The sequence below is a fragment of the Tardiphaga sp. OK246 genome, assembly GCF_900188215.1.
Taxonomy (GTDB): domain Bacteria; phylum Pseudomonadota; class Alphaproteobacteria; order Rhizobiales; family Xanthobacteraceae; genus Tardiphaga; species Tardiphaga robiniae.
On sequence record NZ_FZOX01000005.1, the window covers coordinates 74501 to 95114 of the forward strand.

Annotated in this window: 21 protein-coding genes and 1 pseudogene; 14 read left to right on the forward strand and 8 right to left on the reverse strand. The window is 58.3% G+C overall.

The features are described from left to right. The 4 genes from CHC01_RS21785 to CHC01_RS21800 all read left to right on the forward strand — a co-directional run bounded on the left by CHC01_RS21785 (nucleotide 1) and on the right by CHC01_RS21800 (nucleotide 5218). On the forward strand, nucleotides 1-738 hold the full coding sequence (locus CHC01_RS21785) for an SDR family oxidoreductase (RefSeq protein WP_089266883.1): 738 nt from the start codon (nucleotides 1-3) through the stop codon (nucleotides 736-738). Nucleotides 739-901: 163 nt separating this feature from the next. Next, the gene (locus CHC01_RS21790) at nucleotides 902-3115 is read left to right on the forward strand and encodes a Wzz/FepE/Etk N-terminal domain-containing protein (RefSeq protein ID WP_089266362.1); all 2214 of its coding nucleotides are present in this window, start codon (nucleotides 902-904) and stop codon (nucleotides 3113-3115) included. Nucleotides 3116-3695: 580 nt separating this feature from the next. Continuing rightward, nucleotides 3696-4697 carry a polysaccharide biosynthesis/export family protein gene (locus tag CHC01_RS21795; protein WP_158550426.1) on the forward strand — a complete coding sequence of 334 codons (1002 nt, stop codon included), beginning with the start codon at nucleotides 3696-3698 and terminating at the stop codon, nucleotides 4695-4697. A gap of 197 nt (nucleotides 4698-4894) precedes the next feature. Continuing rightward, a complete protein-coding gene (locus tag CHC01_RS21800; protein ID WP_089266364.1) occupies nucleotides 4895-5218 on the forward strand; it encodes a hypothetical protein in 324 nt (107 codons plus the stop codon). A 736-nt stretch (nucleotides 5219-5954) separates the two neighbouring features. Here CHC01_RS21800 and CHC01_RS21805 read toward each other — a convergent pair. After that, nucleotides 5955-6119: pseudogene (locus tag CHC01_RS21805) on the reverse strand (JAB domain-containing protein); the annotation flags it as partial. A 224-nt stretch (nucleotides 6120-6343) separates the two neighbouring features. Next, entirely contained in the window at nucleotides 6344-6613 is a 270-nt protein-coding gene (locus CHC01_RS21810) for a helix-turn-helix domain-containing protein (RefSeq protein ID WP_244558480.1), read from the reverse strand. 784 nt (nucleotides 6614-7397) lie between these two features. On the opposite strand from CHC01_RS21810, the gene CHC01_RS21815 reads away from it, so the two are divergent. Then, nucleotides 7398-8897 carry a 4-hydroxyphenylacetate 3-hydroxylase family protein gene (locus CHC01_RS21815; RefSeq protein ID WP_089266366.1) on the forward strand — a complete coding sequence of 500 codons (1500 nt, stop codon included), beginning with the start codon at nucleotides 7398-7400 and terminating at the stop codon, nucleotides 8895-8897. A 24-nt stretch (nucleotides 8898-8921) separates the two neighbouring features. Continuing rightward, nucleotides 8922-9302 (forward strand): cupin domain-containing protein, encoded by a 381-nt coding sequence (locus tag CHC01_RS21820; RefSeq protein ID WP_089266367.1) that lies wholly within the window; start codon nucleotides 8922-8924, stop codon nucleotides 9300-9302. A 33-nt stretch (nucleotides 9303-9335) separates the two neighbouring features. On the opposite strand, the gene CHC01_RS21825 is transcribed toward CHC01_RS21820, so the two are convergent. Further along, nucleotides 9336-10154, reverse strand: a complete 819-nt coding sequence (locus CHC01_RS21825; protein ID WP_089266368.1) for an NYN domain-containing protein — start codon at nucleotides 10152-10154, stop codon at nucleotides 9336-9338. A gap of 92 nt (nucleotides 10155-10246) precedes the next feature. Further along, complete coding sequence (locus CHC01_RS21830; protein ID WP_176454675.1) at nucleotides 10247-10819, reverse strand: TetR/AcrR family transcriptional regulator; 573 nt, start codon at nucleotides 10817-10819, stop codon at nucleotides 10247-10249. Between the two features lie 81 nt (nucleotides 10820-10900). On the opposite strand from CHC01_RS21830, the gene CHC01_RS21835 reads away from it, so the two are divergent. The 8 genes from CHC01_RS21835 to ptsN all read left to right on the forward strand — a co-directional run bounded on the left by CHC01_RS21835 (nucleotide 10901) and on the right by ptsN (nucleotide 18101). Beyond that, the gene (locus tag CHC01_RS21835) at nucleotides 10901-11395 is read left to right on the forward strand and encodes an ester cyclase (RefSeq protein ID WP_176454676.1); all 495 of its coding nucleotides are present in this window, start codon (nucleotides 10901-10903) and stop codon (nucleotides 11393-11395) included. A gap of 157 nt (nucleotides 11396-11552) precedes the next feature. Next, nucleotides 11553-12167, forward strand: a complete 615-nt coding sequence (locus CHC01_RS21840; RefSeq protein WP_068730302.1) for a ribonuclease D — start codon at nucleotides 11553-11555, stop codon at nucleotides 12165-12167. A 175-nt stretch (nucleotides 12168-12342) separates the two neighbouring features. After that, complete coding sequence (lptC, locus tag CHC01_RS21845) at nucleotides 12343-13092, forward strand: LPS export ABC transporter periplasmic protein LptC (protein WP_089266371.1); 750 nt, start codon at nucleotides 12343-12345, stop codon at nucleotides 13090-13092. Then, on the forward strand, nucleotides 13089-13769 hold the full coding sequence (locus CHC01_RS21850) for an LptA/OstA family protein (protein WP_089266372.1): 681 nt from the start codon (nucleotides 13089-13091) through the stop codon (nucleotides 13767-13769). The genes lptC and CHC01_RS21850 overlap by 4 nt, the downstream gene beginning before the upstream one ends. A gap of 197 nt (nucleotides 13770-13966) precedes the next feature. Continuing rightward, complete coding sequence (lptB, locus tag CHC01_RS21855; RefSeq protein WP_089266373.1) at nucleotides 13967-14983, forward strand: LPS export ABC transporter ATP-binding protein; 1017 nt, start codon at nucleotides 13967-13969, stop codon at nucleotides 14981-14983. Between the two features lie 90 nt (nucleotides 14984-15073). Next, nucleotides 15074-16750 (forward strand): RNA polymerase factor sigma-54, encoded by a 1677-nt coding sequence (rpoN, locus tag CHC01_RS21860; protein ID WP_089266374.1) that lies wholly within the window; start codon nucleotides 15074-15076, stop codon nucleotides 16748-16750. 59 nt (nucleotides 16751-16809) lie between these two features. Continuing rightward, a complete protein-coding gene (gene hpf / locus CHC01_RS21865; RefSeq protein WP_089266375.1) occupies nucleotides 16810-17415 on the forward strand; it encodes a ribosome hibernation-promoting factor, HPF/YfiA family in 606 nt (201 codons plus the stop codon). A 224-nt stretch (nucleotides 17416-17639) separates the two neighbouring features. Next, nucleotides 17640-18101, forward strand: a complete 462-nt coding sequence (gene ptsN / locus CHC01_RS21870; RefSeq protein ID WP_089266376.1) for a PTS IIA-like nitrogen regulatory protein PtsN — start codon at nucleotides 17640-17642, stop codon at nucleotides 18099-18101. A 112-nt stretch (nucleotides 18102-18213) separates the two neighbouring features. On the opposite strand, the gene CHC01_RS21875 is transcribed toward ptsN, so the two are convergent. The 4 genes from CHC01_RS21875 to CHC01_RS21890 form a co-directional block, all read right to left on the reverse strand. Beyond that, nucleotides 18214-18741, reverse strand: a complete 528-nt coding sequence (locus CHC01_RS21875; protein ID WP_089266377.1) for a hypothetical protein — start codon at nucleotides 18739-18741, stop codon at nucleotides 18214-18216. Nucleotides 18742-18768: 27 nt separating this feature from the next. After that, nucleotides 18769-19377 carry a hypothetical protein gene (locus CHC01_RS21880; protein WP_089266378.1) on the reverse strand — a complete coding sequence of 203 codons (609 nt, stop codon included), beginning with the start codon at nucleotides 19375-19377 and terminating at the stop codon, nucleotides 18769-18771. A gap of 322 nt (nucleotides 19378-19699) precedes the next feature. Then, entirely contained in the window at nucleotides 19700-19966 is a 267-nt protein-coding gene (locus tag CHC01_RS21885) for a BQ00720 family protein (protein WP_089266380.1), read from the reverse strand. 106 nt (nucleotides 19967-20072) lie between these two features. Next, complete coding sequence (locus CHC01_RS21890; protein ID WP_089266382.1) at nucleotides 20073-20498, reverse strand: Hsp20 family protein; 426 nt, start codon at nucleotides 20496-20498, stop codon at nucleotides 20073-20075. Between the last annotated feature and the right edge of the window lie 116 nt (nucleotides 20499-20614).

The following is a 20614-nucleotide window of genomic DNA, read 5'->3' on the forward strand; positions in this document are numbered from 1 at the left end:
ATGATCGCTTCGCCTGTTTTGATCGTGGGTGCCGCGTCCGATATCGGACGCGCGATTGCGGCGGAGTATGCCAAGGCTGGCGCTTCGCTCATTCTCGCTGCGCGAAATGTCAGCAGGCTGGAGCCCGACGTGAAGGATCTGTTCTATCGATATAAGGCGGACGCGCAGCTAATGGAGCTTGATATTCTTGACGAGGGGCAGCGCGAAGCACTGCTTGGAAAACTAACGGAGGTTCCCGGTACCGTCATTTCCGTTGCCGGCGTTCTCGGCGACGAAGTGGCCGCATGGAGCAGTGCCGCTGCTGCTAACCACATCATGCAAGTAAATTATGTTGCTCCGTCCCTATTGCTCGGGGCCTTGGCCAATCTCATGGCGGAGCGGCCAGGCGCGTGCATCATTGGAATTAGCTCGGTCGCGGGAGACCGGGGACGCAAGAAGAATTATACATATGGTTCCGCCAAGGCAGGTTTCACTGCGTTTTTGTCCGGTCTGCGTAATCGCTTCGGATCGAGCGGACTTCACGTGCTTACGGTCAAACCTGGATTTGTCGCCACCCGAATGACCGAGGGAATGGCACTTCCACCGCTTCTGACGGCGAGTCCGCAGCAGGTTGCCAGTTCCATCATCAGTGCACACCGCAAGAAGAAGGACGTACTCTACGTGCTGGGTATCTGGCGAGGGATCATGTTCATTATCCGGGCGATCCCGGAACGTATGTTTAAATCCATGGATATCTAAGAAGGATCGAGGGTGGAGATGTCTGAGTGAGATCGTGGCCGATATCTGGCACCGTCCTTGCTTAGTATTTGGTTCGGCTCAGAAGATTTCGAGTCCAACTACCTTTCTATGCTTTCTACGACGCGCAGTATTGTGAAGTAGTGTCAGAGTAAGGGAGCATGCCGTGCTCGAATTGCATCGAAATTCGTTTCGTGTTGACCAAGAGATCAATCAGGCGCCGCCTTTTGGCGATCGAAGTCTTAGCCTGTCCGGATTCCTGGCAATATTCCGCCGAAACCGCTGGTTGGTGATAGGCTGCCTCGTCCTCGCCTGGGGCATTGGTGCGACCGTCTATATGACGTCTCCCAAGCTATACACGTCTAAGGCGCGCATGATGCTGGACGCGACGAGGTCAAAGTTCCTGTCGTCGCAGCAAGCCAGCGCGCCCGACGGGGTTTTGGATGCCATGACCGTCGAGAGCCAGGTCGAGGTGGTGCGATCGGAAGGCGTTGCGATTGCTGTCGCCAAGAAATTGGATCTTGCCAACGATCCTGACTTTACTTCGCCGGGCGGGTCTCCAGTCGCGACTGCTATCCGGTTTGTTGTCGGCCTCTTCACCGAATCGTCCGATCCCAGCGAAAGCCGGGTTTCGCGTGCTGCAGTCGATAATCTACTTGAGAATCTGACAGTCACTCGGGTTGGATTGACCTACGTCATCGAGATCAGCTTTCGCGCCCGTGATCCGAAGAAGGCTGCCATCATCGCCAATGCGTTTTCAGATGCATATATCGCAGGTCAACTGGAAGCAAAGTATAGCGAAGCGAAGAGAGCGGCCGACTGGCTGCGTGAACGAATTGCAGAGCTTCGGCAGGAGTCATTCGTTGCTGAAAGCGCCGTGCAGGATTTCAAATCGCAGAACAATATCGTCGACACCAAGCAGGGCCTCATTAGTGAACAGCAACTTGGCGAACTGAACACGCAACTGGTGCTCGTCCAGGGGCAGGTCGCGGAAGCCAAAGCACGACTGGATCGCGTGAACGTGGTCATGACCGAAGGTGTTACCAACGCCGCGGTCGCAGATACGTTGAAAAGTGAAGTTATCAACCGAATGCGCCAACAATATCTCGATATGCAGCAGCAAGAAGCACAATTGTCGAGAAAGTACGGACGCGAACACGGAGCCGCCGTCAACCTGCGAAACGTGATGATTGGCCTCGAGCGGTCGATGGCTGACGAAGTAAGCCGCGTTGCCGAGGCGAACAAAAGCGACTACCAAATTGCCCTGCTACGTCAGCAAGCGATCACTGCAAACGTAAATACCTTGATCAAAGGCGAAGCGCTGACGCGTAAGGCGCAGGTGACCCTACGCCAGCTTGAAAGCACAGCGCTGAGCTATCGCGCGATTTTTGACTCGTTCCTCCAAAAGTATGTGCAGTCGAATCAACAAACCTCGGTTCCTTCCACGGAAGCGCGCGTTATCACGATTGCGACGCCGCCAGAAAAGAAGAGCAATCCAAAGGGCGGCATCATTCTTGGTATCGCAAGCGCGCTTGGCTTGATGGCCGGCGCAGCCGCTGCTTTTGGACGCGAGGCACTCGATCGGACGTTCCGCTCGACTGAGAGTGTCGAGTCGACGCTACGCGTTTCTTGTTTCGGAGCTTTGCCGTTCGTAGCGGGGAGGAAATTGCGCAGGTCGGGACCGAAGATACTAGGTTTGGGAGAGCCTAAGACCGATGCTCCGGCCCGCGACCTCGACCCAGGCGAGTCAATTGCGCGCTACGTCATTAATGATCCATTCTCGCGCTTTGCGGAAACTCTTCGCACGATCAGGGTCGCTGCTGATCACGCCGGATTGATCGGGAAGTCGAAGGTCATTGGTGTTGTTTCAGCGATGCCTGAAGAGGGTGCAACCACAATTGCTGCTAATCTCGCTCATCTGGTGGCGCATGCCGGCAATCATGTGTTGCTGATCGACGGCGGTCTGAGGGATGCCGGCCTGACGCGTGCGCTGGCTCCAACGGCGGCAACCGGACTACTCGATGCGATCGGACGTCCTGAAGATACCAATGAATTTTTCTGGCAAGATGGTGAGACGGGATTGAAGTTCCTGCCAGCGATAACGCAGGAAAGACCGATCCACACGGCGGAGAAACTCTCGTCGGTCGGGATGGATTTGTTGCTGAAGAAGGCCAAGGAGAACTTCGATTACATTATCATCGATTTGCCGCCGCTAACCAAAGCGGTGGATGCCAGGGCCATCAGCCCTCTGATCGAAAAATTCGTCTTCGTTGTGGAGTGGAGAAAGACCTCGTACGACGAAGTCATTGGTGCCCTGTCTACGGCACCAATGGTCTATGAGAAAATGCTGGGCGTTGTGCTTAATAAAGCGGCATCCTGAAAGTATCATTTGAGAGCTCGTCGGGTGAACTGTGCTTATTCGATTGGCAGGAATCCGCGGTGCTCTCTGGCTCATTGGAGTCTCTCACCTCTGCTCTCAAGACTCCCAATGATATCAGTATGTTATTTTTGGTTTCCAGCCATAAGCATTCGTTAATCGTCTTTGGTCATCATCGATTAACCGATGTTGCCTGAAATCCTCCATTCCCAATAAAAAAGCACTGGTAGTTCAAAGGGGTTGGACGAGTCTGACCTGCCTTGGTACGGCATCTACAGGCTATTGTTCAGAAATGCGTTTGCGTTCTTGCCAATAAGGCTGCCCTTTGATGAATACGTCTACGCCAACCAATTCCGAGGGCGGTTTACGGATTACGCTTTTCTCCAACTGCGCGCGGCCTCGGCCTGTGTTGGCAGGGCTGGCATTTGTCTCGTTGCTGTTGGGAGGCTGTGCGGGCGGAGTGCTTCCGTCCAGTGGTCCTCCGTCAGCTAGGGTCTTCAAGGAGTCGGTCGACACCGTTGGTAACCCCAATTCGACCGTCGGCTATGTTGTAGTTAACCTCCGTCCCGAGGTGGTTACGCATTTGAATTCCGAAGATGGCGGGCGACTCTTTAGCAACATGCGAGGACGCGCGAAGACGAGTGTTGCGCTTGGAATCGGCGATGTCGTCAGCATCACAATTTATGAGGCCCAGCGCGGCGGTTTGTTCACGTCGACCGAAGGCAATGCCGCGCCTGGCAACGCTGTGGAGCTGCCACGTCAGCAGGTCGACCTGGCCGGCAACATCACCGTGCCTTATGCTGGCGCCATCAAGGCTGCGGGCCGGTCACCGCAGGATGTGCAGCTTGAGATCAAGAGTAAGCTAAGCGGCCGTGCGATTGATCCTCAGGTCCTTGTTTCGGTCGCGGATCGAATCTCCAACAGCATCAGCGTTCTTGGCGAGGTGAATACGCCCGCTCGTATTCCGATCGAACCTGGTGGCATCCAGCTGCTGCCAGCGCTTGCCCGGGCGGGCGGCACAAAGGCACCGGCGTTTGAAAGTCTCATTTCGATCCAGAGAGAAGGGAAAATCGACAGCGCGCTGCTCGTTGCTGTAAATGAACGGCCCGACAACAATATTCAGCTTCGTCCCGGTGATGTCGTGACGGTTACGCGTCGTCCGCGCTACTTCTTGGCTTTCGGCGCGACTGGTCAGACAACAACTCTTGGGCCCCTGGATCGTCGCTTCCCGTTCGACTCGTACCGTATGTCTCTCGGAGACGCTCTCGCCAAGGCCGGCGGTCTTCAAGATGACCGGGCGCAGGCGGCAGCTGTATTTCTCTATCGATTTGAGTCGCGCCAAGCACTTGAGCGCATGGGCGTAGACGTCAGCCTGCATCCCGGCCCGCTTGTCCCGACAGTGTATCGGGCAGACCTCGAAGATCCATCCGGTTACTTTCTCATCTCGGATTTCATCATGCGTGATCGGGATATGATCTACGTCTCGAACGCGCCCTCTGTTGATTTCCTGAAGTTTATCACTCTTATCCGATCGGTCCCGCAGACCGTGTCCGACTACAGGGTGGCTGCGGAAGCTCGCTTCTGATTCTTTGAAATCGCGCGCATCAGATGCACGCTCGCCCATGTGTCCAAAACGTGGGCGCCTACCGCGAATGCTAACAAGATTTTGCGCCGCGGAATCGAATATTCTGGACTCTGGGTGTAGTTCCGTTAGTTCGATAGTTGCCTCACAAAATTTAGCTTGGGACGCATTAATGTTCTGCTTAGGCGGCGAGAGCTGACATGAGCGTCATCATGATGCTGATTATAATCAACGGGCTGGCTGGCTTTGCACTCGGTCTGCTTGGACGGAGCGGCATCGCAATTTTTGCGCTACTTGGCTCGATGCTTTTCTCAGCAATTGTGCTCTCAGCTAATGTCGAAGGCCAGATTGTTTGGAAGACGCTTCTTTGCATGTTCACAGGGCAAGCCGCGTTTCTATTGGCTTCCGTGTTCGTCTTTTTGCGGAGCAACAAGCGCCGTTCTTCCGCAATTCCTTTATCGCAAGATGCCGCAATCAAGGAAGCAAAGCGGTGGAAGAAGAAGCCCGCTAGCAAGACGCATTAGCTGTTGGAGACAACCGCAGACATACCGTCGAGGCGCTAGGAAGTTATCGAACAAGCCGGTTAATCTGGAGCGGAGCCGGTGCAACGATCCGCTTACTCTAGCGTCGCGTCCGAAGCAATTCTCCGCCTCCGCATCCGACAGCGGGTACCATTGCCGCAATAGCAACGCCTTCAGCATCACCAGTGGATCACGGGCCGCCGGCCTGCACCCTCGAACTTCAATCGCGCCAGCAGCGACACCAGTGCTTCCGCAAGGCTCAGTTTATCCCGCTCCGCCATCCTCCTCCTTCGATCCATGCCTCTCAGCATCGAATCACAGAATGACAATTTTGGAACGACTCCCAGGAGGGAACGGCCGAGACGAGGCGCGATCGAGTTCGCAACAGATGAACCGTGATGAGCCCGAGAACGCACGCCGAATCTCTGTCGGAAATCAACGATCCGCCAAATCGTGGGTTCCAATTCACTATCAATTCTCGTCGCCTAAAATTGTCACCGCGAATCGGCCTGCAGTGCCTTCGTATCCAATACTCGACAATGACGCCCGTTACTCAGTCGCCTGTTCCGTTCACCGGCGATGAGCGATGAACATATTCGCCGTCTCTGTGGTAGATCAACAGCGGCACATTCGAGGTTTATAAGGTGGCTCGGCTCGCCGCTCCACGACCCGCTTACCGCGGAAAGCGTTGGGTGAACGGGCAGCATCTGCGGCGCTGCACGTCTTGAGATTAACCTGCTCAGATCAGCTTCAGCCCCTTCAAACTCGAATGGCCGTGTTTGCCGACGATGATGTGATCATGCACCGCGATGCCGAGCGGGCCGGCAACATCGATCACCGCCTTGGTCATCTGCACATCGGCCTGCGAGGGTGTCGGATCGCCGGAGGGATGGTTGTGCATCAACGTCCTTGAAGAAAGAATCTCATTTAAAAGCAAGCTTCTAGTGCTTTCCTAAATTCGGAAGGGAGATGTAACTGGGGCCGGTTCCTCGTTACAGATCGGGATAGACCCGAAGTATCATGCAGCTGTATTCACGAAACTCCACAATCACATTGTAGCACGGATCCGAATCGAATCTATCTGAGCCAGTTCATCTCACTCAGCGGCAACTGTCGGACTGGCAGATGTCACGATATAGCGTCCTCCAACGGGAGCGATCGTGAAGGCCGGCAAACAACTAGATTTCTGCGATCCCAGCGATCGAGCTCTTCCAGCGGATAGAGAATGGCTTTGCCGATCTTGATGAAAGATGGGCCGACCCTCATCGAACGCCAGTTGCGAAGGGTTCCCTCGCTGACCTGTCCGCGATAACGCTCAACAACCTCCTCAAGGGTGAGAAACACTGGACCTGCTGGAGGTACGAAGGAGCGGCTGGTGACGAGACTGTGCATGGTCATAGAGGAAACTCCGGTAAGTGCAGAGGACGTTCTGTAATCAAACATTGACTGATTGCAGTTTCGAGAACGCCGTCAGCGGATTACGACCGTTCCGATACACCAGTCTGAATGCCTACGCTTCTGAGGTCACAGAACGCGCGCCGGCACCGAGCTGAAGCAAGCTCATGCACGAACCGTGGAATAAGCCGTTCTGGAATGGCAGCTTTTGGCGGCGGGTTCAACCGGTCGGCGCAACACTCGAATCTATCAGGACAGATGGAGTGGACATGAAACAGCGACGTCGCATCTATTACTCGGCAGCTCAGCACTCCGAGATCTGAGATCGCTGGCAGGCCGGCGAGCCGATGAGTTCGATCGGCCGCCGATTTGACAGGGATTCCTCGTGGGTGTGTTCGGTGATCTCGCCGACCGGCGGCATCGCCCGCCGGTCCGGCATCGCGCCAAGCGGGCGCTCAGTCTTTTGGAACGAGAGAAGGTCTCTCGATGGCTCAGCATGCGCCGCTCGTTGCGGTCGATCGCGCTTCACTTGGGTGAGCGAACGCGGAAAACCCTACTCCCAGCCGAGAAGTTCGCCGAATGTGTTGCAGCGATCGGTTGAATCCGCCGCGCTAAGCGGACGTTAGCTCGGTTTGCCTTTTTAGTCTCCACATCGAAAGGGGACCCGGTTCAGGGCTTGGCTCACTTTCGAGGGTCCGAGCGGCTTGACGCCTGCCTAACTCGTGTAATAGCTTTGTTGCAAAGTTAATGGCAGCTTAGAGTTCTCGCTGCCAGCGAAAGGGCAGACATGATCAAGAGCGGCGAACAGCATATCGCGAGCCTGCGCGATGGCCGTGAAATCTATCTCGATGGCGAGCTGGTGGATGACGTGACCACCCATCCGGCGTTCCGGGGCGCGGTGGCTTCTATCGGACGGATGTTCGATTTCCAGAGCGCGCCGGAAAATCGCGAGCTGATGACTTTCGAGACCGAAACCGGCACCCGCGCCAACCGGATCTGGGAACTGCCCGGCAGCTATGATGCGTTGGTCAATCGTCGTCGTGGGCTGGAAGCCTGGACCGAGCTGCATGCTGGCTTCATGGGCCGCGCGCCCGATCACGTCGCTTCCTGCGTCGCAGGTATGTATATGGGCGTCGAGGTCTTCGAGGCCTACAACAAGGATCGCGCGAAGGCGCTAGCGGATTACTATCGCTACGCCCGCGACAACGACCTCTACCTCACTTACGTGATCATCAACCCCCAGGCCGACCGTTCCAAGAGCGCGGCCGAGCAGGCCGATCCATTCCTGTCGGCGGGCGTGGTGTCGCGCGATGCCGAGGGCCTGACGATCCGCGGTGCCAAGATGCTGGCGACTGGCGGCATCATGGCCAATGAGGTGTTCGTCACCTGTATCCAGCCGCTGCAGCCCGGCGACGAGAAATACGCGGTGTCTTTCGCGATCCCGATGAACACCAAGGGTCTGAAGGTCCTGTCGCGCAAGTCCTATGAAGCCGCGTCGCCATCGGTGTTCGACAATCCGCTGTCCAGCCGCTTCGATGAAAACGATGCTGTGCTCTATTTCGACGACGTGAAGGTGCCTTGGGATCGCGTATTCATCGTCGATGACATCGCGATGTGCCAGAAGCAGTTCCACGCCACCCCGGCCCATGTGTATCAGAATTATCAGGCGATGATCCGGCTCTCGGTGAAGCTGCGTTTCCTGATCGGGATCGCGCACCGGACCGCTGAAACCAATGGCATCGCCGGCTTCCCGCAGGTCAGGGAAATGCTAGGCCAGCTCGCAGCCGAAGTGTCGATGGTCGAAGCCTTCGTGGTCGCGATGGAGACCAAGGGCACCCAGCGCGGCGCTTATTATGTGCCAGACCGGGCGATGCTGTATTCGGCACAGGTCCTTACCCAGCAACTCTATTCCAAGGTCATCAACACGCTGCGCGAGCTCGCCGGCGGCGGCATGATCATGCTGCCGTCCTCGGTGAAGGACTTCGCCAATCCGGAATTGGCGCGTCTGATCGGCAAGACCCAGCAGTCCCCCGCGGCCAGCGCGATAGAAAAGGTCAAATTCTACAAGCTGGCCTGGGACGCAGTCGGCTCCGAATTCGCCTCGCGTCACTCGCAATACGAGATGTTTTTCGCCGGCGCGACCTTCGTCACCAAGGGCCATGCCTTCCGCACCTATGACTGGATGAAATCGGCAGCGTTGCTCGACAAGATGCTGTCAAGCTATGACCTTGCCGACGAAGTCTCCACCTTAACGACGCCGGCTGCCTCGCCGCGCGCTGTCGCTTGATCTGTCCCTTCAGGAAAACTGACCATGGCCATCAATAAACTTCACGATGAATTCCGTACCGTCGATATGTCTTCGGGATGGGAGACGCCCGCGGGCTATCCGGCAGGCATCCAGCAGAAAATCCTGTCGGGGGCGCTCGACGAAGTGAACAAGCGTGGCAGCCGCACCCGCCTGCTGCGCTTCGAGCCAGGCGTCTACACCACCGAGCCGTTCGTGCACGAATATTGGGAAGAAGTATTCCTGTTCACCGGCGACCTGATCGTCGGCAATGACAAGCAGGGCAACGGCGGCGAGTCCTTCAAACCGAACACCTATGCTTGCCGTCCGCCCGGTGCCTATCACGGCCCGTTCAAGTCGGTCGGCGGCTGCGTGTTGATGGAAATCCACTATTTCGACCCGGCCTGATAGAGCACTGCCAAGTCCTGATCAGGATAGCCGTCAGCTCTGGCTGGCGGCTTTCTCGCGCGCATCTCTGGCTTTTCTTGCCCGTATTGACGTTCTCTTCGGAGCATCCGCCTTAGGAGGCTTCGCTTTGGCCTTGGCTCGTACTCTCAGGCGACCAGTTTCGGTCTTCTCGATCTCGAATATTTCAGTCTTGCGCACGAGATCGCTCAATTTTCTGAAACCATAGGTCCGGACATCGAAATCGGAAACGAAGTTCGGCAGTTGCTCGCCCATGCGGTCCAGGCTGACCCAGCCTTCCTCGTTGCTGAGTTGCGCAACGACCTTTTCCAGAATGGGAACGGCCGCAGCAGGGTTTTTGAGGGCAACGGCTTTTGGGGGCTGTTCTGTAGTAGCCGCGGCGCGGTCGGGGATCAGATTTTCCGTATAAATGAACCGGCGACAGGCCTGCCGAAAGCTTTCCGGCGTTCTCTGATTGCCGAAGCCGTAGACGTCCGCTCCCTGCTCCCGCAGTCGTGAGGCGAGGCGGGTAAAATCGCTGTCGGAAGAAACAAGGCAAAAACCGTCGAAGCGCCCACTATGCAGCAGGTCCATCGCGTCGATGACGAGCGCGATGTCGGATGCGTTCTTGCCTTTTGTATATGCGAATTGCTGATACGGATCGACGGCGTATTTCTGCAGGATATCGGCCCAGGACTTGAGCTGTTGGCTCGAAAAATCGCCGTAGATCCGGCGAACGCTGGCTTCTCCGAATTTGGAAACTTCGTCGAACAGTCCGGCGGCAATCTGAGGCGATGTATTGTCGGCGTCAATCAAGACCGCGAAACGCGGCAGGCGTTGCTGTTGAACCTTCATCTGCTACTTCCATCTTCGCGGGATGAACGTGCTTGCGAATGTGTCAGCTTTCCGCAAACGACGAAACGACTTTCAAGGATTCTGAGATCCTGTCACGCCTCGCGCAGCAGTAACCGGATGGCTTTCTCCGCGCGGTGCATCGGCTCCAGGCTGCGATAGGTCCGTGCCAGCAGCAGCGCCCCCTCGAGCTGGCTCAATGCCGCTGTTGCAATGACCTCGGCATCATCAGCCGGTCGTCCGAATCGCTCCAGTCCCTTTTTGATCTCGGCTTCCCACTTCTGGAATGCGTTTCTGGTCGCGGCGCCCAGCACGTCGGACTGCGCAGCGGTCTCCAGTGCCGTGGTCGCGATCGGGCACCCCTCCTTGAAATCCGAAGTCTCGAGATCTGCGGCCATGCTGCGCGCAATCCGGATCAGGAAGGTTTCGGCATCCTCCGACGTCTCGGCCGCGCCGGCGATTGCCTTGCGCACCGCCTCGCCGGCCAGCGTCAGCGCGGTCTCGCCGATCTCTTCCTTGCCGCCCGGAAAATGAAAATATAGCGAGCCGCGGGGCGAGCCGCCGGCGGCCAGAATGTCGTGCAATGCGGTGCCGTGATAGCCCTGCTGGCGAAACAGCTTTGCTGCGGCAGCAAGCGTTTTCCCTTTTGAATCAGTAGCTTTTGCCATACCCGCAAATACCATTTGCAAATCAGTATGTCGACCGTCATAATATGTAGGTTAACATACATACTATGGAGAAGACGTTTCATGACCATTTTCTCGCGCCTCGTTCTCGCAGCGGCCGTTCTTACGGGTGCATCAGGCGCCACCGCCCAGACAATGACCGAAGCCCAGGCCCGCGCCGCGATCGCGCCCTGGTACAGCCTGTTCAATGTTGCCAGCCGCGGGGATGTGAAAACCATCCAGGAACAGGTGCTGACGCCGGACTACGAATCCTGCGCGGGCTACCTTCCGGGCGAATGCTGGGGACGCGACACCTCGATCAAGGTGGTCGGCAATTTTGCCAACACGATCCCCGACATGAAATTCGATATCAAGGAAGTGCTGGTTGCTGGCGATCGTGTCGTGGTGCGCGGCGAAGTGACGGGCACGCCGGCCGGCGACCTGTTCGGCGTGCCGCATTCCGGCAAGAGCTTCCGGATGATGGCCATCGATATCCAGACCATCAAGGACGGCAAGATCTCCCGGACCTTTCACATGGAGAACTGGCTCAGCGCGCTGGGACAGCTGCGCGCCAGGTGAAGCGCCCTGCCATCCGCAGGAACAACTATCCGGAAAGGCCAAATCGGTATAATCGACGAAATGTCGGCAGTGCCCCGTTGCGCAGGCAATCGGGTGCATATGTCCAGCTGAGTTTCATGCGCGTCACGTCGACGCCGAATATACCGAGGCCTTTGAGATGACCATCCGCCTGCATCGCGGCGATTTGCCGGATTTGAGCCGCTACACCGATTCGGTTGCGATCGACACCGAGACCATGGGTCTCAATCCGCATCGCGACCGGCTATGCGTGGTGCAGCTCTCGCCCGGCGATGGAAGTGCCGATGTGGTGCAGATCCCGATGGGCCACACGGACGCGCCGAACCTGAAGAAGCTGCTCGGCGATCCCAAGGTGACGAAGATCTTTCACTTTGCGCGGTTCGATCTCGCCGCTCTCTACAACGCGCTCGGCGTCATGCCCGAGCCGGTCTATTGCACCAAGATCGCTTCCCGCCTGTGCCGCACCTATACCGACAGGCATGGTCTCAAGGATCTGGTCCGCGAAGTCCTCGGCGTCGATCTGTCGAAGCAGCAGCAGTCGAGCGACTGGGGCAGCCAGACACTCAGTGAGGCGCAGCTGTCCTACGCCGCGTCGGACGTGCTGCATCTGCATGGGCTGCGCGAGCGCCTCAACGTCATGCTGGCGCGCGAAGGACGCACCGAGTTGGCGCAGGCTTGTTTCGACTTCCTTCCGACCCGGGCCAAACTCGACCTTTCGGGCTGGGAAAACGAGGACATTTTCGCTCATTCGTGACCGGCCTGCGGCGAAGTGACTTTCTGAAACAGTTCGGGGTCCCTCCCGCCGCGTTTCGGTCATACTCCTCGTTCTGGTGGGCGGGGCTGCAAACTGGTGCATTTCAGCGTAGACTGGCGCCGGTTTGGCAGGCCTTTCGGTGTGGCCCTTTTTGGTATGGCCCGTTGGAGCGACGGTGAGTTCAGTTCAGATTCCCAGCTATCAGGCGGGCATGGATGCGCGGTTCAGGGCCGCGGCACGCCATAGCCGTCTGGTGCGTCTGCTGCGGATTGCTGTCCCTGCCGTCGTGATCCTGTCGATGGCGGCAATTGTCGGCGTGTCAATCTTCAATCCGTTCCGGATCCTCGCCAAATTGCCGCTCGACATGGGCAATCTGGTCGTTTCGGGGACCAAGATCACCATGGAGACACCGCATCTGGCCGGATTCTCGCCGGACGGACGGCCCTATGAGTTATGGGCCAAGGCCGCGACGCAGGATCTGACGGATCCCGACAATGTCGAACTAACGACCTTGCGCGCCAAGGTGATGATGGAAGACAAGTCGACGATGACGATGGATGCCCGCACCGGGAAGTTCAATTCGAAATCGCAGATGCTCTATCTGTATCAGGACATTTTCCTGCAAACGACGACCGGCTACGAAGCCAAGCTGACACAGGCGAACATTGATATTGCCAATGGCACGGTCACGTCGGACGAACCGGTCGATGTCAAACTTCTCAACGGCACTTTGCTCGGGCAACGGATGCGCATCACGGAACACGGTGAGCTGGTTCGGTTCGAGGGCGGTGTGTCGATGAACCTGAAGATGGACCCGCCTTCGCCGGACGCTTCGGCTCAGCCTGAGACCGTGGCGGAGCCCGAAGCCGCGCCGGAGCCCGTGAAACCGCGGGCCGCCAACGGCAAGCGCGCCAACGCGAAATGAATGTGATGATTTTTCCCGTCAGTAATGTCCGATTTCGCGGGGTGACCGGCGCTGCGATCGCCGTGCTCGTGCTGGCTTTGACAGCCGATGCAAATGCGCAGAGCGCGGTGCAGGGTGTGCCGAACGCGATGCAGGGCTTCTCGCAGAATCGCGATCAGCCTATCCAGATCGAGGCCGCATCGCTGGAAATGCGCGACAAGAAAAAGGAAGCGACCTTCGCAGGCGATGTGAAGGTCGTGCAGGGCGACACCACGATGAAGTCGAAGACTCTCGTGGTCTTCTATGACGGCGGCGGCTCCGCGAACGAGCCGGCGGCCAAGGCTGCGCCCAAGGCGCCGATCAAGGCGGCGCAGCCGGGCCCGGGCGGTTCGTCGGCGATCAAGCGGCTTGAAGCGCGCGGCGGCGTCATCGTCACCCAGAAGGACCAGGTCGTCACCGGCGAGACGGCGGTGTTCGACACCCGGACCAATCTCGTCACCATGCAGGGCAATGTTGTGCTTACCCAGGGCAAGAATGTGCTGCGCGGCGATCGTCTGACCGTGGATATGACCACGGGCACCTCACGCGTCGAATCCAACAGCGGCAGGGTCCAGGGCATGTTCGAGTCGTCCGGCCAGAAGGGTGGCGGTGGCCCGACCTCGATCATACCCGGGCCTGGAGGCGGAAAACCCAAGTAACTCGAAGGGTTTGCCGATATAGACGAGCCGGATCCGGTTGAATCTGGCTGCGTAACCCGTTATCGCCATTGTTTTAATCGACATGGAAGGCTTGGCGTTCGGCTGGGCAAGGGACATCTAGTCCGCCATGCTGTTCCCAGTGATCGAACATGCCGCGACCTGGCGCGGATGACGTTTAGAGGCTGATCGAAGCGCGAATGGTTGATTTCCTCGGCATGTTCCGTCGGCGCGCTCCAAAACGCGGTCCGCAAGGCTTTGCACGCTCGCCGGTCGACATCACGGCGCTCGGCGACAGCATGGGCGACATGCTGGGCAGCCCCAGCCGCGAGGCGCCGCCCTTGGCGCGCACCGCTCCGGCCGATACGCCCCAGGTTCCGCAGGCTCGGGCGGAGGCGCCGCGTGCCCCACAGCCTGCGCCGGGCCGCCGTTCAGACAAGGTGCCGCAGCGGCCCCGGACCAACGGCGCCGCCGCACCAAAAGCTGCCCCGCGTGCGGGCTATCTGGCCGTCCATAATGTGAAAAAGAGCTTCGGCTCACGCCAGGTCACCCGCGGCGTCAGCATTTATGTTCGTCGTGGTGAGGCCGTCGGCCTGCTCGGACCGAACGGTGCCGGCAAGACCACGGTGTTCTACATGATCACCGGCCTGATCAAGCCCGACAGCGGCGCCATTGAGCTTGACGGCCACGACGTCACCCAGCTGCCGATGTATCAACGTGCGCGCCTCGGCATCGGCTATCTGCCGCAGGAAGCTTCGATTTTTCGCGGCCTCACGGTCGAGCAGAACATCCGTGCGGTGCTGGAGGTCGTCGAGCCCAGCCGCAAGAAGCGCGAGCGCGAGCTCGACGGGCTGCTCGAAGAGTTCAACATCCAGAGACTGCGCAAGTCGCCGTCGATCGCGCTGTCCGGCGGTGAGCGCCGCCGCGTTGAAATTGCGCGCGCGCTGGCGACGCGGCCGAATTACATGCTGCTCGACGAGCCCTTTGCCGGCATCGACCCGATTGCGGTGGGGGATATTCAAGACCTGGTCCGTCACCTGACCAATCGCGGCATCGGCGTGCTCATCACCGACCACAACGTGCGCGAAACGCTGGGGCTGACAGACCGCGCCTACATCGTCTATGCTGGTGAAATCCTGACGGAGGGATCTCCTGAGGAGATCGTGGCTGACCCGGACGTGCGTCGCCTTTACCTTGGCGAGGAATTCCGCCTCTAGACCAAATTTACAATTCGTCAAGCCGTGTACATCAGGCCGGGAAAGAGATAAGCAAGAAACGGACCAACTTTTGGATCGGTTTTTGCCTCCATGGCGCTGACGCAGAGACTAGAGTTCCGGCAATCCCAGTCGCTGGTGATGACGCCGCAGCTGATGCAGGCCATCAAGCTGCTGCAGCTGTCGAATCTCGATCTCGCAACCTTTGTTGAAGATGAACTGGAGCGCAATCCGCTGCTGGAACGCGCCAGCGACGGTCCTGAGCCGCCAGTGGCCGGCGAGGCCAGCCCCGAGCGCAGCGAGTTTTCCAGCCAGGACGAGGCGGGCTATGCCTCCGGCCACGACGATGGCGGCGACCATTCCGATTTTTCCGATCGTTCAGGCGGCGACAGCTTCGATGCACCGGCGCCCGACGAGTGGATGAACCGCGAACTCGGCACCCGCGCCGAGATCGAACAGACCCTGGACACCGGGCTGGATAACGTCTTTTCCGAAGAGCCGGCCGAAACCGCCGCACGCAACGCACAAGACGCTGCTCCGACCGCCTATACCGAATGGGGCGGCGGCGCCTCCAACGACGACAGCTACAATCTTGAGGCCTTCGTTGCCGCGGAAGTGACGCTCGGCAGCCATCTCGCCGAACAGCTCTCGGTGGCGTTCTCGTCGCCCGCGCAGCGGATGATCGGTCAGTATCTGATCGACCTCGTTGATGAGGCCGGCTACCTGCCGCAAGATCTCGGCGACGTGCATGAGCGGCTGGGTGCCTCTGTTGACGATGTCCAAAGCGTTCTCGGTGCGTTGCAGAAATTCGACCCACCGGGGGTCTGCGCGCGCAGTCTCAGCGAATGTCTCGCAATCCAGTTGCGTGAACAGAACCGTTACGACCCCGCGATGCAGGCATTGGTCGAGCATCTCGATCTCCTGGCCAAGCGCGACATCGGCAATCTCAGAAAAATCTGTGGCGTCGACGACGAAGATCTGACCGACATGATCGGTGAGATTCGCAGACTCGATCCGAAGCCCGGTCTGAAGTTTGGCTCGGCGCGAACACAAACCGTAGTGCCTGATGTCTATGTGCGGCCGGGTCCTGATGGCGGCTGGCATGTTGAGTTGAACAGCGACACACTGCCGCGCGTTCTCGTGAACCAGGTGTATTATTCCGAATTGTCGAAAACGATCCGCAAGGATGGTGACAAGTCGTACTTCACGGATTGTCTACAGAATGCGACCTGGTTGGTGCGTGCGCTCGATCAGCGCGCGCGTACTATTCTGAAGGTTGCGACCGAGATCGTCCGGCAACAGGATGGCTTCTTCACGCAGGGTGTTGCGCATCTGCGGCCGTTGAATCTCAAGGCGGTTGCTGATGCCATTCAAATGCATGAATCGACCGTGTCGCGCGTCACCGCCAATAAGTACATGGCGACAAATCGCGGCAGCTTTGAATTGAAATACTTCTTTACGGCGTCGATCGCGTCGGCTGATGGCGGCGAAGCGCATTCGGCTGAAGCGGTGCGACATCACATCAAGCAATTGATTGATGGAGAAAGTCCTTCTCTTATTCTTTCGGACGACACGATCGTGGAACGCTTGCGCGAAGCCGGAATTGATATCGCGCGCCGTACCGTTGCCAAATACCGTGAAGCCATGCGTATCCCGTCTTCAGTTCAGCGCCGGCGCGACAAGCAGAGTATGCTCGGCAATGCACTCACGGCACCCGCCACTCCGTCCGATAGGGCACCCGACCGATCCCGCGACACTGCACCAGCTTGATTGCACTCCCGTGGAAACGGGATACTGTCGGTTCAAGGCAGAAGAATCGAGGCATCAGCATGACCCTTCGTATCTCGGGAAAAAGCATCAATGTCGGAGACGCTTTGCGAGGCCGCGTGAGCGAGCGGACCGATGAGGTCCTTCGCAAATATTTCGATGGCAACTATTCCGGTCACATCACGCTCAGCAAAGACGGCTTCGGCTTCCGCACCGATTGTGCGTTGCATCTCGATTCCGGAATTACGCTCGAAGCGGATTCCAATGCAGCGGATGCTTATGCCAGTGCCGATCAGGCGTTGCTTCAGATCGAGAAACGTTTGCGTCGCTACAAGAGCCGGCTGAAGGATCGTTCCGCGCGCAAGACGCATGCTGAAAATCAGGCGATGGCCGAACTCACGGCCCCGACTTTGGACGCGCCGAGCTACATTCTTGAGGCGCCCGATCATGAGGGCGATGCCGACAGTGGCTACGATCCGGTCATCATTGCCGAATCGACCAGGTCGCTGAAGCGGTTCTCGGTGAGCGAAGCTGTCATGGAACTTGATTTCACCGGCGCGGCCGTCGTGCTATTCCTGCATGGCAGTACCGGTCGGGTGAATATCGTGTACCGCCGAGGCGACGGTAACGTGGGTTGGGTCGATCCACCGGTGGTTAAACCGTCCTGATGGCATTGACGCCCAAACGGCCCCTCCCTATGGTCCGCCGCCTTTGACAGGGTTATACCGGTCAATGGATTTCGCATGGGGGGTTCCGGTGCTAGAGTACGTCCGGGCGTTCGCGCCCGGCGCGTTTTCCATCACAGGGAACGATGTCCCTTTCCAGTCTTTCTTGACGCTGCCGGTTTTGGTTCTAACTACCCGCTGACGGTCAAACATCCTCGGAACGGTCAATGACGATTACCGATCTGGTCGCGCCCGAGGCGATAATCCCGGCGTTGAAGGTCAACAGCAAGAAGCAGGCGCTGCAGGAGCTCGCTGCGCGCGCTTCCGCGCTCACCGGTCAGAACGACCGCGCCATTTTCGAGGTGCTGTTGCAGCGTGAGAAGCTCGGTACGACGGCCGTGGGCTATGGCGTTGCCATTCCACATGGCAAGTTGCCGAAACTCGACAAGCTGTTCGGCCTGTTTGCGCGCCTCGATCGTCCGATCGATTTCGAGGCCATGGACGGCCAGCCGGTCGATCTGGTGTTTCTGCTGCTGGCGCCGGAAGGTGCGGGCGCCGATCATCTGAAGGCGCTGGCGCGGATCGCACGTCTGCTGCGCGATCAGGACGTCGCCAAAAAGCTGCGTGCCTCCCGTGACGCGCAGGCGATTTATTCGGTGCTCGCTTTGCCGCCGGCGACAGCCGCCTAACCGGCTCATCCCGCAGCTTACGCTGGAATCGCCCGGTTGGACCGGGCGATTCTCCTATTCCGAACCAGATCCCTGCTTGCGCGGAGATAGAAGGCTGGTTGGCCTTGCCAGCCTACGCCGCGAATTCCTTGGCCGAGATTGGAGCGAGCGATTCGTTGCGCACCGCCTGCCGCGCGGTGATCGATGCGAGCTCGTTCATGGCTGCAGAGGCAGCTTCGGCCTGCGTTTCGGCACGGATCGATTCTGCTTCATCCGCTGCAGCGACTGCGCGCGATGATGCTGCCATCCGCAGTGCTGTCTGGATCTCGTTGGAATCCGCGCCGCTCTTGAGCAGCAGCAACGTCAGCAGCGCCTTGACGTCGGAATTCATCGCGTCTGCGCTCTGCTTCATGCGTCGCACGGCCGCTGACGTTTCAGGAACGTTGACGGCGGTTACGGGACGAAGCTTGGCGACGTTGCTGCCTGAAGTTTCTATGCCCTGCGTGCGCATCGGATTGGCATATTCTTCCGCCATCATTACCCGCGATGCGGCAGCAAGCTGCAGAGCATTGTGAATCTCCGGCGAACTGGTGCCGGTCTTCAGCAACAGCAAAGTGAGGAGAGCTTTGACGTCCGAGTTCATCGCGGCAGTGTTTTGCATTGTGTTCCTCGCTTGTGAGTGACTGAGTTAGTTGAAACGTCGTCCGAACAGCTTTTCGAAGAAGGTTGGTTGTGGCGGCTCAGGGTGAGTGATTTCGGCGACGAGTTTGGGTGGCTTGGGGCGCCGGACGTCACGCTTCACCCGCAGCTTTGACAGCAGCATGGTCGGCCCAGGCATGGCCGCGGGCTCAGCGAAGGTCGTGAGCGTGCCGTCCTCGAGGCTGCCGCGGATCAGGATCGGTGAGAGAAATATGGGATCTGCGAGTGCGGCAGCCGCCGCAACGCGCGCGTTATTTAGAGTGCCGAGGCTCTGAATGGCCTCGATACTCCATTGCCCGAGCGGCAAGCGGTCTGACTTGGTAACGAAAGGCGGGTTGCTATCGGGGGCGATGATGGGAGGGACGGTACCGTCGGCGCGCATCAGGAATACGGTGGCAGCTGCGCAGCCCGGTGCAAAGACGAGGATCGCGAAACAGGCTGCGATCACTGGCCGACTATCAAAACCCCAGGAGCCGGTCCGGGGAACTGCCTCTGATTTCGGAGCGGTGATCGTTGCACCGAAGCTCCGTAGCAAGTCTTCGACTTGAACTATCTGGGCTTGTGTCGATCCATTCATGGCGACCTCGAATCTCAACATGACCAGATTTTCTCAAGTCATGGTGAATGCGTGGTCACCATTTTCTTCTGTGAAACGGCAGCAAAGATCAGGCGCGATGATGCCATCGCGTCGGATATCCAGATTGCTATTGATAGGGGGATCAGTTTATCAGATGGCGCAGCGGATGAGGTCGCGTGCGGATCGATTGCGTCCGATGTGCTCACGATATTGACGACGGGTTAAATAGATACCGCGTCATGCAAGCCGAGCGCCTGCGCGTCGTTTGGACGCTGGGATACTCGACATTGGGATACGCGGCTGTCACCGCGCATCCTAACGTCTGCATGCTGGCCAGTTCGCGTTAGTGAACGCTGACGGTCTGCAATTCCTGGCTCCATGCATTCGCGATCGCCGCTTCACGGCTGTCGGTGAGCATGATCGGCGTGCCGTCGGCGGCGTGCAGCGCGAACAGCTGCAATCCGGGCGCAATCTCCGGCGCCTGCGGGAACAGTCCCGGCACATCTTCCGAGCGAACCGGCTTCACATAGGCGATCATACCTTCGCCCAGATGCGCCAATGCTTCGGTGGTGACGGCGGCATTTTCATTGATCGTAACAACTTCAGTCATCGTCTCGACTCCTTCTATGAGATCAAGCGGTCGAGTCCGCTACTCGTTCCATACTCAGGATGCATGACCTGATCGAAAACCGGAAACCAGTTTGTCGCATCATGCATTATTCGTGTTCATTGATAGCGATTGTCTTAATGACCCTTTCAGGCTCAGGCTTGGCCAGATCAATCGACAACAGCCCGTTCTTTAGATCCGCACCCAGCACCAGCATCCCCTCTGCCAGCACGAAGGTGCGCTGGAAGTGGCGCGCGGCGATGCCGCGATGGATGTATTGCCGGGTCTTGTCGTCCTGCTGGCGGCCCCGTATCACGAGCTGGTTTTCCTCGGTGGTCACATCGAGCTGATCGCGGGTGAAACCTGCGACCGCCAGCGTGATCCGCAGGCGTTCGGGTTGACCGTTGTTACGGTCGCACCGCTCGATGTTGTAAGGAGGATAACCGTCGGCGCCTTTGACGACGCGATCGAGCGCACGCTCAATCTCGTCGAATCCCAAAAGGAACGGACTAGATAACGAAGGAACACGAGACATACCTACAAAGCCCTCTCGAAGCGACTTTGAGGGGCCCTTACGGCACCCCTGGCCAATCGGCACTCTGCCAACCGGTCAATCAACAATATGGGCATGCCAAAGCCCGGTTCAAGCAC